This window comes from Fodinibius sp. GM108, assembly GCF_058386985.1.
The window spans coordinates 430,681-443,085 of sequence record NZ_JBYEIR010000002.1 but is presented as its reverse complement, the minus strand read 5'-3'; the positions used below and the strand labels follow the sequence as shown (position 1 = coordinate 443,085).

At 41.8% G+C, this 12,405-nt stretch carries 14 protein-coding genes; 8 read left to right on the top strand and 6 right to left on the bottom strand.

Going from position 1 to position 12,405, the window contains the following annotated elements:
• The first annotated feature begins 79 nt into the window (after nucleotides 1–79).
• Genes ACT3ID_RS05210 through ACT3ID_RS05195 form a run of 4 tightly spaced genes read left to right on the top strand, consistent with a single transcriptional unit; the run spans nucleotide 80 to nucleotide 5,037 of the window.
• The gene (locus tag ACT3ID_RS05210; RefSeq protein WP_491540934.1) at nucleotides 80–1,702 is read left to right on the top strand and encodes an AsmA family protein; all 1,623 of its coding nucleotides are present in this window, start codon (nucleotides 80–82) and stop codon (nucleotides 1,700–1,702) included.
• Nucleotides 1,703–1,712: 10 nt separating this feature from the next.
• A complete protein-coding gene (locus tag ACT3ID_RS05205) occupies nucleotides 1,713–2,681 on the top strand; it encodes a threonine ammonia-lyase (protein WP_491540933.1) in 969 nt (322 codons plus the stop codon).
• Nucleotides 2,682–2,728: 47 nt separating this feature from the next.
• Nucleotides 2,729–3,919: an FAD-dependent oxidoreductase gene (locus tag ACT3ID_RS05200; protein WP_491540932.1), complete on the top strand. Its 1,191-nt coding sequence runs from the start codon at nucleotides 2,729–2,731 to the stop codon at nucleotides 3,917–3,919.
• Between the two features lie 29 nt (nucleotides 3,920–3,948).
• Nucleotides 3,949–5,037, top strand: coding sequence for an AI-2E family transporter (locus ACT3ID_RS05195; protein ID WP_491540931.1), 1,089 nt, complete (start codon nucleotides 3,949–3,951; stop codon nucleotides 5,035–5,037).
• Between the two features lie 206 nt (nucleotides 5,038–5,243).
• Here the strand turns inward: ACT3ID_RS05195 and ACT3ID_RS05190 are convergent, their stop codons facing one another.
• The 5 genes from ACT3ID_RS05190 to ACT3ID_RS05170 form a co-directional block, all read right to left on the bottom strand.
• A complete protein-coding gene (locus ACT3ID_RS05190) occupies nucleotides 5,244–5,582 on the bottom strand; it encodes a ribbon-helix-helix domain-containing protein (RefSeq protein ID WP_491540930.1) in 339 nt (112 codons plus the stop codon).
• Nucleotides 5,579–5,965: a MerC domain-containing protein gene (locus ACT3ID_RS05185; protein WP_491540929.1), complete on the bottom strand. Its 387-nt coding sequence runs from the start codon at nucleotides 5,963–5,965 to the stop codon at nucleotides 5,579–5,581. Before ACT3ID_RS05185 ends, ACT3ID_RS05190 begins: the two co-directional genes overlap by 4 nt.
• Nucleotides 5,966–6,041: 76 nt before the next feature.
• On the bottom strand, nucleotides 6,042–6,302 hold the full coding sequence (locus ACT3ID_RS05180) for a Rho termination factor (RefSeq protein WP_491540928.1): 261 nt from the start codon (nucleotides 6,300–6,302) through the stop codon (nucleotides 6,042–6,044).
• Nucleotides 6,303–6,396: 94 nt separating this feature from the next.
• On the bottom strand, nucleotides 6,397–6,582 hold the full coding sequence (locus tag ACT3ID_RS05175; protein ID WP_491540927.1) for a CsbD family protein: 186 nt from the start codon (nucleotides 6,580–6,582) through the stop codon (nucleotides 6,397–6,399).
• A 97-nt stretch (nucleotides 6,583–6,679) separates the two neighbouring features.
• Nucleotides 6,680–7,270 carry an exopolysaccharide biosynthesis protein gene (locus ACT3ID_RS05170; protein WP_491540926.1) on the bottom strand — a complete coding sequence of 197 codons (591 nt, stop codon included), beginning with the start codon at nucleotides 7,268–7,270 and terminating at the stop codon, nucleotides 6,680–6,682.
• 195 nt (nucleotides 7,271–7,465) lie between these two features.
• Between ACT3ID_RS05170 and ACT3ID_RS05165 the strand changes: the two genes are divergently transcribed.
• Genes ACT3ID_RS05165 through ACT3ID_RS05155 form a run of 3 tightly spaced genes read left to right on the top strand, consistent with a single transcriptional unit; the run spans nucleotide 7,466 to nucleotide 10,963 of the window.
• Nucleotides 7,466–8,629 (top strand): hypothetical protein, encoded by a 1,164-nt coding sequence (locus tag ACT3ID_RS05165; RefSeq protein WP_491540925.1) that lies wholly within the window; start codon nucleotides 7,466–7,468, stop codon nucleotides 8,627–8,629.
• Nucleotides 8,630–8,649: 20 nt separating this feature from the next.
• A complete protein-coding gene (locus ACT3ID_RS05160) occupies nucleotides 8,650–10,077 on the top strand; it encodes a pyridoxal-phosphate dependent enzyme (protein ID WP_491540924.1) in 1,428 nt (475 codons plus the stop codon).
• The gene (locus tag ACT3ID_RS05155; RefSeq protein ID WP_491540923.1) at nucleotides 10,070–10,963 is read left to right on the top strand and encodes a dimethylarginine dimethylaminohydrolase family protein; all 894 of its coding nucleotides are present in this window, start codon (nucleotides 10,070–10,072) and stop codon (nucleotides 10,961–10,963) included. Before ACT3ID_RS05160 ends, ACT3ID_RS05155 begins: the two co-directional genes overlap by 8 nt.
• A gap of 14 nt (nucleotides 10,964–10,977) precedes the next feature.
• Here ACT3ID_RS05155 and ACT3ID_RS05150 read toward each other — a convergent pair whose 3' ends face one another.
• On the bottom strand, nucleotides 10,978–11,382 hold the full coding sequence (locus ACT3ID_RS05150; protein ID WP_491540922.1) for a DoxX family protein: 405 nt from the start codon (nucleotides 11,380–11,382) through the stop codon (nucleotides 10,978–10,980).
• Between the two features lie 448 nt (nucleotides 11,383–11,830).
• On the opposite strand from ACT3ID_RS05150, the gene ACT3ID_RS05145 reads away from it, so the two are divergent.
• On the top strand, nucleotides 11,831–12,250 hold the full coding sequence (locus ACT3ID_RS05145) for a TraR/DksA family transcriptional regulator (RefSeq protein ID WP_491540921.1): 420 nt from the start codon (nucleotides 11,831–11,833) through the stop codon (nucleotides 12,248–12,250).
• The last annotated feature ends 155 nt before the right edge of the window (nucleotides 12,251–12,405 follow it).

The following is a 12,405-nucleotide window of genomic DNA, read 5'->3' as shown; positions in this document are numbered from 1 at the left end:
AAACTATTTCCTTTTTATCTTATGACATTAGAGGGACGTGTTCTCTGTGAGTAGCAATTATTACCTTTCATGATCTTATATGAAACGATACCAAAAGATTTTACTAAGCATCGTATTAACCTTGGTTATCCTCTTAGGGGGTATCCAGATTTTTGTCAGCTTTTATCTGGATGAACAACTAAAAGAAACAGCTATAACTCGTTTCAACGAAGCTACTGACGATACTTACGATCTGGAGATCGACGATATTGATCTGTGGATACTGGGACGTGAGTTAAATATTTCTGATTTAAAAATCACTAAAATTGCAAAAGGTGCTGGTACAGATATTCAGGCTACGCTTGAGCATTTGAATATTTCGGGTGTCGGCGTTATTAATTATTTGATAAACAAGAATCTGAATGTTAATAATGTCGAATTCGTCAATCCTGAAATATATATAACTGCACCGGGACAAAAAGAAGACCAAAGCCAGGAAACAGATTTAAGCAGCATGGCGCAGAAGCTTTCAGAGGCCGCCCTGCAAGAACTGAACTCCCTTTCTATTTCAAATTTCAATATTAGTGGACTTTCATCAGTTTACAATCGTGCCGACCTCCCCTTTGACACCCTAGCCTCCTTCAACGATAGCGACATTCGTATAACAGGCATCAATGTTGACTCCACCTCTCTGGAAGAAGATAAAATCCTGCCCGCCGAAAACCTATCAATGACATTTCGTGATGTTAACCATCATACAACCAACGGTTTATATCATCTTGTGGCAGATCAGCTGAAGTTTTCATCTTCCGATAGTCAGTTAACGGTGGATTCCCTGAGGCTGAATCCCAAGTACGATAAGGTTGAATTTACCGATCAGGTGAAATATGAGGTAGATCGGATTTTCCTGCTTCTCGATAGTATAAACTGGCAGGGCATAGACTTTGAGCGTCTGAATCGCGCAGAGGGACTCTTCAGCGAACACATTGCCCTCAGCGATGGGAATATTGATATTTTTCACGATAAGCGTCCACCGCCAAATCCCGGCAAACGTCCACCGCTGCCCTATCAAATGCTGCAAAACATCCCTCTTCCCTTTTCTGTGGATAGTGTTACCATAACGGAGACCGATATCCGGTACAGCGAACGTCTCGAAGAGGCCGAAAGAGCAGGATATATTGATTTTAAGGATTTGTCAGCCACTTTTAAAAATGTATCAAACAACGCAGAACGATGGAAACAGGGTGATAATCCCACATTACTAGCTTCGGCAGACGTGATGGGTGAAGCTCGCTTGAATACAGAATTTAATTTTGCAGTATATGACAGCACCTATCAGCAGCAGATCAAAGGCAGCATGGAGGGAATGGATATGCACCATCTGAACGATGCGCTTATTCCCCTGGCGTTTGTACGGGTGGATGACGGTAAAATCCTGGGGATGGAATTCGATATGACGCTTGGTCAAAAACAGGCAGATGGACAAGTGATTCTACACTACGAAGATTTGAAGGTGTCGCTGCTGAATAAGGAAACCAGCAGTGAAACTCTCGGTAAAAAAGTAATCTCCTTTTTGGCAAATGAATTAAAGCTGGAATCTGAAAATACAGGTGAGGATCTTCGCGTGGGTGAAGTTGATTTTGAACGGGATAAAGAGAAGTCAACTTTCAATTATTGGTGGAAATCCTTACTCTCGGGACTAAAAGGAAGTATTGGACTTTAAATCTCTACACATGGCTCAAGAACAACAGTCGATCTCCGTACCAACTTTTCAGGACGTAAAAAACGCCTATCTTAAAATTCGCGAAAAAGTTCATCGGACTCCGGTTTTAAGCAGTCAAAAGGTAAATGAACACGCGGAATGCCAGCTCTTCTTTAAATGTGAGAACTTTCAAAAAGTAGGTGCCTTTAAATTCCGCGGTGCTACTCATGCTGTGGGGGAATTATCTGATGAAGAGGCCAAAAACGGTGTGGCCACGCATTCATCCGGCAATCATGCTCAAGCGGTGGCACTTGCTGCCAAAATTCGTGGAATATCCGCTCATATCGTCATGCCTGAAGATGCTCCGAAAGTAAAAGTTAATGCGGTTAGAAACTACGGCGCCGATATTACCTTCAGCGGGCCAACTCAGGAAAGTCGTGAGGATACACTTAAAGAAGTTATCGATCAAACAGGCGCTACGTTTATTCATCCATACGACAATCCGAATATTATTACGGGACAGGGAAGCGCGGCGATTGAGTTACTGGAAGATCAGCCAAATTTGGATGCCATTTTATCGCCCGTGGGTGGTGGCGGACTGGTAAGCGGAACTGCTATTTCTGCTTCCGGAATTTCTCCCGATACAAAGATTATTGGCACGGAACCAGAAGTGGCTAACGATGCTTATCTTTCTTTTCAGACTGGCGAACTTCATCCCGTACAGAGTACTGATACCGTGGCCGATGGTTTACGGACCTCACTTAGTGAACTTACTTTTGCCTGCATACAGAAACATGTTGATGAAATTGTCACAGTATCAGAACAGGAAATTATAGAGGCTATGCGTTTTGTCTGGGAGCGAATGAAAATTCTGATCGAGCCTTCATCCGCAGTGCCCGTTGCCGCTGTCTTTAATGGCAAAATTGATCTGAAAGGTAAGAAAGCCGGCATCATTATCACCGGTGGTAATATGGATCTGGATCAACTGCCCTGGCAGTGAAAATAGTTATAGATTAAACGTTGAAGGCTAAAAATTGACGTTAAGTTATGAATTTGAAAGATGAAAAAGTAATTATCATAGGTGCGGGTATATCCGGCATTACAACGGCTGTCACACTACAGCTTCTGGGTTTTGATACCGAAATTTATACCGATCAGACAATCGGGCAGATTGAAGAAAAAAATGCACACCCTGATTTTGCAAGCCTCTTTCCATCGGCTTCTGTGATTCCTCATTCGGTTTATTCCAGCAGGCTTAGAGAACTTTTCCAGCTCTCGCAAGCAACATTTTACGAGCTACGCAAACTCCCCTTCCCGGGAATGACGATACACAGACATTATGAAGTTTTTGAGTTTAAACCCAGCCAGCCGGATTACGCCGACTGGATGATAAATTTTCAGAAAATTGATCAGCTGGATTCAGACGATATTCCCCGTCGTTCGGATTCTCAACAACTTTATGGATGGGTATTTAATTGCCTCTATGCAGATTGGCCGCTTTATTTTCCCGCATTAATAGAGGTTTATCAAAAAATTGGAGGGCAGGTAACGCATCACAAAATAAAACCAGGCGAAGTTGGAGATCTTCCTGCTGAGATTATAATAAACTGCAGCGGGACGAGCAGTCCCGAGCTTTTTGATGATCCGGTTGGAAATCAGCTGATACTACGCGGACACCTGCTTCATCAGCCGAATGCTCCGTTGATCACCAATGACGACGGTGAAATCATATCTTATAACTATATGCCTCAAGCCTCGGTATATGCTGATGCCAGCGGTGATCCTTGTGATGTGTACTGTTATCCACGAAAAGATGGATGGATTCTGGGTGGCAGTCGGCAAGCGGGGAATCTACAAGATGAAGAATGGGATAACCTGGATAATAGTGACAACTGTAAAATTAATGGCATCAGTTGTCCCCGTCAGATAATCGATCTGAATAATGAAATCATTGAAAAAAGTTACAATCTTTCGCTGGCGAAGACTGCTGACTTAACGTCTCTGGTTGGATATAGATACATTCGGAGTAAAAAAGAGGGCCTTCGCCTGGATCATGAAACAATTAGGAGCAAAAAGATCTTTCATAATTATGGACATGGCGGAGCGGGCGTATCTTTGTCTTGGGGATGCGCATTGGAAATCGCCAGTCAGATAAGTACACGGAATTCGATATCGCTTCAAAAAATAATTATAGAAGAAATAGCAGATTTAGAGATCACAAGTACCCTTTTAGTTTAGTTGCACAACAATTTGTATAAGAGAGAGCCATGGAAAAATATCCCATAGCATTACGTTATTTGATTCGACTCCTGCTGTTTTTTGCTATAATAACAGCATTGATTATTACCCGACAGCTATTAGTTCCTCTTTTCCTGGCTGTTTTATTTGCATATCTCCTTTATCCGGCAGCATACAGAATGGAGCAGTGGAATGTGCCCCGTATTGCCACCAACCTAATTCTTATTATCGGGTCATTTGCTCTTTTTGCAGGGTTCGTATACGGAATCATTTTACTGATCATCACCTTTTCAGAAGATCTACCTCAAATTCAAGAACAGATTGATAAGAATATCACCCGCTTTCGATGGGCACTGGGACGCACATTTGGGGTTACAGCCGAGGAGATCGATTCCTTTATCGGGGATATCAGAAATTCGGGTGAATACATTATGCAATTCTTTTCTGGCACAGCTAATACCGTCCTCACCATTGGTCTGCTGCCTGTTTACACTTTTCTGCTACTTTTTTATCGCAATAAGTTTCGCAAATTCATCTCTAAGCTCATTCCTGCTGAGCAAGAAAGAACGGCACAAAATATAATTGATCAAGCAGCAGAGGTAGTACCTCGTTATCTCAAAGGTCTAATCGTCGTTTGTTTAATTCTGATCGTACTCAACAGTCTGGGCTTTTATCTTATTGGTGTAGAATACTTTTTATTGGTGGGGGTTATCGCAGCCATATTTAACCTAATTCCCTATCTGGGAACTATTATCGGATATCTTGTAGCTTGTCTATTTGTTTTGACTACTCAATCTCCTACCGTTGCGCTCGGAGTAGCAGGTCAGTTTTTTGTTGTTCAGTTCATAGAAAATAATATTCTTACACCCAATATCACCGGTTCATATGTCAAAATTAATCCGCTGGTAACGATCCTTTCCCTTATTGCCGGTGGTATGATATGGGGGCTGCCGGGCATGCTTATGGTGATTCCTTACCTGGCTATGCTGAAAATAGTATGTGAAAATGTCGACAGCCTGAAACCAATCAGCTATCTGCTGGGCAATGAGGGAATGGAAAAATATTCGTTCTCTTTTCCATCACTTAAAAATCTTTTGAAAAGCGATGCAAAGCAGTAGTAACTAAAATGTTTCACTCATCCGACACCAAATGGTGTAGCAAATTAAGGTAAAGGTTCTCATTTGTTCGGGAGTACAACTCTCACAACTAAGAAGATATAGAGAAAAACACCCCGCGTCTGTTCCGAAAACCACGAACAGACACTCCCCTCGGAGGGAAGATTTTGGGGGCCCTTCCGACTTTTTCCGGCCTAAGCATTGTATGCTTAATTCCGGATATGCTGCTCGGCGCAGTCGGGACAGTCCAGCCAGTTTTCAGTTGGCATCTTTGGTAATGCCTCCGGACTCTTTCCTCTTTCAAAAACAGGACGGTAGAGAATTTCTCCCTTCTCGTGCTCTTCTCCACAGCTATGACAAGAGCTTTCGTTGTCTAATTCTTTAGGTGTATATCCTGCAATCACCCAGCCTTCGTGTCCCGTATGGGCAGCCAGACTCTCCAAAGCAGCTCGCACGGTTTGGGATTTATTGCCGTTATAATACTTGCCAGCTAAATCCTCGAGCAATGTTACCGTATCATCATCCAGGGTAAAGTTTAATCGTTTCATACGTCACTGGGTTCTTTATATTTATTTTGATGATGCTTGAAATTGTACCAATGTCCCGATATCAAGAAGGCACTGCCTACCATCGTAACTAGCGATTCTCCCCAAAGCCCCGTCCAATCGTGCAACAGCCAGGCAAGTGCAATTATAGCCAAGCAGATATACAACAAAACGGGAATACGTTTTGGAACGTCAGCTTTGCGGATAGCATAGTAAACAGTCGGCACTATAAGCAAAAAAAGGATAGGGTGCGTCCAGAAGTGGATGGCTTCAGCTACCGGCCAAAGAGGTAGCAACGCTACAACAACCGGAAAAAAAAGACAATGAATCGCACAAAAACCGGAAAGGCCAATTCCCATACGATCCCAAAATGCTTTCGTAAACAAAGGATATAATTTAGGCTAAGATTTAGTGTGTATTAAAATACACACTAAAATACTGATAGGCAAAGAAATGATGTAATTATATTTTCTCATCTCTTAAGGCTGATATCAATTCTTCACGGTCCATTTTGCGATAATTTTCTATTCCCATTTCTCTGGCTTTTTCTTCGATCTCTTCGTCGGACCATTTTTCATAATTTTGAGTGTCTCCCTCTTTGGTTGTAGCCTCTCTCTCAGATTCCGCTTCTCTGGCTGCAGCCTCTTCACTCATACCTTGCTCGCGCCGTTCTTTGTATTCTTCAGGATTTTCAACTTCATCTTCTTCTGGTTCTTCTGCCATAATATTTCTCTTATTGATCAATGGTTAGAGACGCTGACAGGAACCAACATCCGTTGGTACGCTGTCAGGCCCTATTATTTTTTGTACGATAAGTTTATATCTCGCTTATTATTCGTCGAACCTCATCTTTAGACTTACCTAATTTCTGCTGAAGACGACCGAGCAGCTGATCTTCTTTTCCCTCGCTGTATTTGAGGTCATCATCTGTAAGTTCGCCATATTTCTCCTTCATTTTTCCTTTGACTCTATTCCAGGATCCATCGAATTTTAATTCATTCATAATAACTCTCCTTACTTTAAATGATTAGTTACTGGTTGGTATAAATTACATTCGAGACAGGTTGAAATGTTCCCTCTTCCCTATCTTGATAACGATTTCAAATCAGGTTGTAGATAATAACGGTTAATGTGCCAATCGCTATCACTAATGCTATTAAAGCCAATAATCCATCATTATAAATTAAAGCTAGCCCAAAAGCCGTAAGCGCTGCCCCTGCCCCATTGGCACTGAAGGGGATAAACTCCAGAAAAGGCATGGCCAGAGCTATTATTATACAGACAACAGCGATAATATGTATACCAATTTCCTCAACAAATAGATTAAATCGGGGACGAAGCCATCGATCAAGAAATTGAGCAGGTGTACGTATCCACTCCAGAGCTTTAAACAAATTCTCCTCCTTTACCGAGCTGGTAACAATCCATTCGGGTAACCAGATATGATTTCTGTGAATCAGCAACTGTCCAGCTGTCAGCAGTACAAATATTCCCATAACTGTTGGTACTCCTGGAATATCCCCGATTAAAGGAGCTAATGTAATTAGCCCCGCCAAAAGCAGTAAGGGACCAAATGAGCGACGGCCCACCTGTTCCAGGATTGTGCCAAAAGTTACTTGCTCTCCATTATCAGCAGCACCTTTCTCGATCCGATCGAAAAGTTCATTTAAGCTCCTTAATTCCTGACTCATAGGCTCTAAGGTTAATGTTCAAAGGAAAGGAGTTAAGAATATTCTACGCTAGTAGTATTTACCACATCAAATTGGGACTTCCTACTATTACCGCCCTTCGGTATAAGAGTTAAATTATCAAAGAAACAAACGGCAACCCTTACCCCAGCCATAGTGCAAAGAGACGATAACAAAATATTGGATTACTGTTTGTCTATGTGGAATCAGCAGTTTTGTGGAATTAGTTCCCTTGACACAGCAAAGGATTTAGAAATACCGCATCACGAAGTGCGGGATTCGTTTAAACGGTTGAAGAAAAACCGCAAAGGAACAATTACCGATGGAGTTAAGCTCAGTACTGGTTATGGATCCAATGAGATTGAAACCCAAATTAAAGAAACAGCTACCATATTCTATCCTTCACACCATCAGTTAAAAAAGTATTTCCGGGCTAACAGAACAGAATTTTCCAATAGAGAAATTCTTCCTTTTCAAAAAGATCTCCACCTTGGACATCGTATTTTTGAGCTGAATTTCTTTTCGCCGTCAGTGTTAAATCGCTATTTCGATGGTACCGAAAAGTATAACATTCAGGATTATAAAAGGGTGGGTTTTTTTGCCAGCAACAACGAATATATCTCCGGATTAAAACTTCAGCATGCGCAGGAGAAATCATTTTCTGTGAAACGATACGGCAAGATGCGTACCGATGCTGGTGAACTCGTTGTCACCGCTATGTTAGCCGATCTTGTTGAACTACCAGCTGAGGAACAGAAACACTGGCTCGCTCATAAGATAGAAAGATCACCAGCTGCAATTAACCCCGAATTTCAAAAACAATATCTAAAATTCTTCAAGAGTGTGCCGGCCGATTCCCACGATCCCCTGCATGATCTGTTGAACCTTCTTGAAAAGATAAACTCGCTACAACATCTGGGCAGAGTCTTTAAAAACCTTGATCCGTCAAATCTCAAATACCCGGTCCAAAATACCTATCGGAGTTTTAAGGATGCCTGCAGGGAACTGTATAAACGGATTGGTCCCGAAGAAATCGATGCCAGCGTCATACAGAAGTTTTTAAGCACTAATCTTCATTATCAGGCGTCGGATTTCAGCTTGCGAAACCCTCTCAAGTTATTTCAAAATTTTTTGAACGAGTTTGAACTACCCGGGGAAACGATACAAAAGATAACAGATAAAGTTAAAAACAGCAGAATTCTGGATCCTCAAAAACGTGAGCAAGATTTTCTTATGGAGTTCAAAAAGCTCTCTCACGCTCTGCTCATTGCATATCGAATTCTTTATGAAGAGTTGAAAAGTCATAATGGCGGCCCTTCATCAAAAAAACAGATCATCAAAAAGTACAAGCTTAAATCTTAACAGCGCAACAGCTTATTCTTATGGATCCCAATATCGTTTGCACATTTTGTGGGCGCCCAAATTTTTCTTTGAACTATAACTGCAACTGTGAAAAAACAGATTGGTCTAACACTTACCGAACGCTACAACATGAGGTTCAAACAGAAGATATCGAAAATTTAGCTCCCGATTCATTCCAGGAGTATTCGTTCTTCAATCCCCGCGGCATGTTACAATATCAAACACTCCCGTTTGATAATTCGACCGGATACGACTATCCCACTGTGGGCTTAACTCCTCTGTACGAATTGAATAATTTAAGTCAACTTTTTGGTGCTCAACTGTATTTGAAGGATGAAGGGCACAACCCGAGCGGCTGCTTCAAGGACCGCGAAACTGTGCTTTGCCTGCAAAACAGCAAGCGTCGAAAGGTTGATAAGGCTACTATTTTTACTTCAGGAAATGCGGGAGCTTCTGCAGCTTATTTTGCCAAACGCTCCGGTATCGACCTCATCGCCTTTGTTCCCGGCGATACTTATCCCGAAAAAATTGAATATATCAAAAGCCACGGCGCCGACGTAGTTGTAATGGGCGACGATAAAACCAGCTTTGAACAAGGATATAAGCTATTTGCCAAGCTCAATGCTAAGCAAATTTTTGCCCGGCAGGGATATGACAACTGGTCAGTGTGCAATCCTTTTCGGGTGGAGGGCGACAAAACAATAGCACTGGAAATCGTCAAGCAGTTTTCAATGGGTAAAAAAGGCACACAGGTTCCGGAGTATGTGATTGTTCCTACAGCCAACGGGAGCTGTCTGTCAGGCATCTGGAAAGGATTCAAAGAGTTGGAAAAAGCAGGTGTTATTCTTAAGCTTCCACGTATGATTTCTGTCGGAATAAAAAATGCAAATCCTGTGGCCAAAGCCGTAAAAAAACAGACTACGGATAACCCGGTAAGCTGTGACCTTTCAAAGTCAGATAATCAAGATACAGAAATAGGTAGTGTTATTGCTGCCCGTGAAGGGTATGATTCGATGGCTGCTTCCGAGGCTGTACTAGAATCAGGCGGACATGCAATAGAACTTCAAAAATCAGATATAAAAAAGGCGTTGATAGATTTTCTTGAGCTGGAAGAAACGTTAGCCATTGAGAACAACATTTTGCCAGAACCAGCAGCCCTGACCTCCATCGCAGCCATCAAAGGACTTCATAAAAAAGTGGCACTTTCGCTTTCTGATAACGTGGTATCTGTCGCCACCGGCCACGGCATAAAGGCCAAAGAGGCGCTTTTTTCCCTAATGTCGGACCGGCCTGTCCTGCTGCAAAAAGCAAAACACATTTTAGATAAAAAAGAAAAGGGCGAAAAGAATATCATTACAGCGAAAGGTAAAAGGCTAAATGTCACAACTAATTTTGAGGCTGTTTTACAGGCTTTTAATCAATTACAACATCGGTATGTGAATGTTTGATAAGTTTCAGCAGTACAACGAAACCGATCCTCTAAAAAAAGTTATACTCGGTCGTACAAAAGGCTACAGAAAAGTTGATGATTATGTGCAGCAGGTTAATGAAGCACAAAAGTCAGGACTACCTTCGGAGGAAAAACTCAGCGGCGAGTTTACTGTATTGGCCAGTCTGTTAGAAAGCCAGGGCGTACAGGTTTTAAGGCCCGATTATGTTGGAAAGTTCGTTTATGATCAACTGACACCGCGTGATATCGGCGTCACAATTGGTGAAAAGTTTGTCATCTGTAATATGGCCAAAAGCAGCAGACGCTACGAAGCAGCCGGTATCTTCAAGCACATATTGTCTATGTACGGACCGGAACCAGTCATACTAATTCCTCCGGATCCCGATGCTTTGTTAGAGGGTGGCGACATCATCGTAGATAAAGAACATATTTTTGTGGGATTAACACAGCGTACCAATCAGAAGGGAGTTGCTTTTTTAAAGGAAACATTCGAACCTGAATTTAAAGTAGTGAGTGTGCCTTGCAAAAGTTTTAGCGGAGAAAACGAGGTTCTCCACCTGGATTGCGTATTCAATCCTGTGGGACCAAACCATGCCCTTATTTATCCCTCCGGGCTTCAATATATTCCTGAATCTATTTCCAACTCTTACGAGCTGATAGAAGTGACCACCAGTGAACAACAGGCATTGGCTACAAACGTGTTATCGATTGACAAGCGAACAGTTGTAAATAGAGATCATGCGGAATGCAAGAGAGTTAATGAATTGATGCGTAAAGCCGGTATACAGGTACACACTATCGCTTTCGATGCTGCTCCATCAACCGGCGGATCGTTCCGATGTTGTACCCTGCCACTACATCGAACAGATCATGACCAAGAATAAGTACAGCTGGATAATTAAAAATATGCCTCCAGACTCCAGGGTATATATTCAGCTGTGACATATAAATACCAGATGAAAAACGCGCCTCCTGCCAAAGCTAAATCTTTCATAAAGTGAATCTGCTCATTCTGTCTTGTTTCCGGTTCCTCTACCGTCCAAAAGTTATGCATCATGAAAGCAGCCGGTAATAAGAAAATGATTAACAACAGAGCTCCAACATCTACCCATAGTCCCAATAGAACGCTCAGTCCACCGAAAACCAGCATAAGTCCTGTTATGATAACCGAAACTTTAGGCATAATTACATTTTTGCTGGCGGCATATTGAGCCATCTCCTCAGTATTGGTGAGATGTCCCAAACCAGAACTTATAAACAGTACAGAAAACAACAGGCGGGCTAATAAAAAGAAGAACTCCATGACACTTTGATTAATAGTTAATTTTAGCTTCTCTCTCACAGTTATTGATGTAGCGTTTATGACACCTCTCCTCTCTCTCACATTTGCTACAAATCCATAATGAATACAGTTTCGCTGAAGATCAATAGCATATTATGTATTTAGCGGATCATAAAATTTATGACCTAATATTAGTACTACAATCTGCGGGGTGTCAATATTGGCGGATCAGAACCTCAATTTTCCAAGTTCATATTTAAATCGCGAAGATTCTGGGGGTGAAAATCCTATAGCTATGAATACTAAAGCTATATCACGAGCGCGGGAATTAATTCCCGCGCTATGGATTCAACTCCATCATCTTCCAAGCAAATGTTTAAATAAATTATTATCACTTTTTCGAAACTTAATATCCTCCTAACGATACAAATAATTCAACTAAACTGTACATAAAGGAAGCATTATTGTCATGTCAAATCTTGATGCATCAACACACAATACGCCATATAGCGATGAAGAACTTGAACATTTTAAGCAATTACTTTTAGAAGAACGCGAAGAGGCCCTGAATGATACTGAAGCCATGGACGAATCACTAAACGAGCAAAATGAAATAACAGATGACTTTTCTTCAAAAGATCATCATCCCGGAGATGTCGGATCAGAAGAGCAGCAAAAAGAAACCGAAAATATTTTACGCGAACGCACGCGTAAAAAAATAAATGAAATAGACGCCGCCCTGGAACGGATCAAAAATAAAACCTACGGCGTATGTGAAGATACCGGAAAAAAGATTCAAAAAGAACGGCTCGAGGCTATCCCTTATGCACGATTCAGCGTAGATGCCCGCAAAAAAGATGAGACGGACCAGCAAGGACCGCGTGTTTAATAGCAAATTTCGGTAGCTTCTTTGGTAGCCGGCGTTAACACACGGGCTACACTACACTTTCTTCAGCAAATTCCCGATCCACCAGTCGGCCATGGTGAATACTTCAGTGGCTCATCCTTCTCTAAACTTTAAACGTCAAAACACGCACAATTTGT

Coding starts and splice junctions, on each gene's coding strand:
- ACT3ID_RS05165 (WP_491540925.1), top strand. CDS start 7,466: ATGTGGAATCAGCAGTTTTGTGGAATTAGTTCCCTTGACACAGCAAAG.
- ACT3ID_RS05200 (WP_491540932.1), top strand. CDS start 2,729: ATGAATTTGAAAGATGAAAAAGTAATTATCATAGGTGCGGGTATATCC.
- ACT3ID_RS05155 (WP_491540923.1), top strand. CDS start 10,070: ATGTTTGATAAGTTTCAGCAGTACAACGAAACCGATCCTCTAAAAAAA.
- ACT3ID_RS05150 (WP_491540922.1), bottom strand. CDS start 11,382: ATGGAGTTCTTCTTTTTATTAGCCCGCCTGTTGTTTTCTGTACTGTTT.
- ACT3ID_RS05160 (WP_491540924.1), top strand. CDS start 8,650: ATGGATCCCAATATCGTTTGCACATTTTGTGGGCGCCCAAATTTTTCT.
- ACT3ID_RS05195 (WP_491540931.1), top strand. CDS start 3,949: ATGGAAAAATATCCCATAGCATTACGTTATTTGATTCGACTCCTGCTG.
- ACT3ID_RS05190 (WP_491540930.1), bottom strand. CDS start 5,582: ATGAAACGATTAAACTTTACCCTGGATGATGATACGGTAACATTGCTC.
- ACT3ID_RS05145 (WP_491540921.1), top strand. CDS start 11,831: ATGTCAAATCTTGATGCATCAACACACAATACGCCATATAGCGATGAA.
- ACT3ID_RS05175 (WP_491540927.1), bottom strand. CDS start 6,582: ATGAATGAATTAAAATTCGATGGATCCTGGAATAGAGTCAAAGGAAAA.
- ACT3ID_RS05170 (WP_491540926.1), bottom strand. CDS start 7,270: ATGAGTCAGGAATTAAGGAGCTTAAATGAACTTTTCGATCGGATCGAG.
- ACT3ID_RS05210 (WP_491540934.1), top strand. CDS start 80: ATGAAACGATACCAAAAGATTTTACTAAGCATCGTATTAACCTTGGTT.
- ACT3ID_RS05180 (WP_491540928.1), bottom strand. CDS start 6,302: ATGGCAGAAGAACCAGAAGAAGATGAAGTTGAAAATCCTGAAGAATAC.
- ACT3ID_RS05205 (WP_491540933.1), top strand. CDS start 1,713: ATGGCTCAAGAACAACAGTCGATCTCCGTACCAACTTTTCAGGACGTA.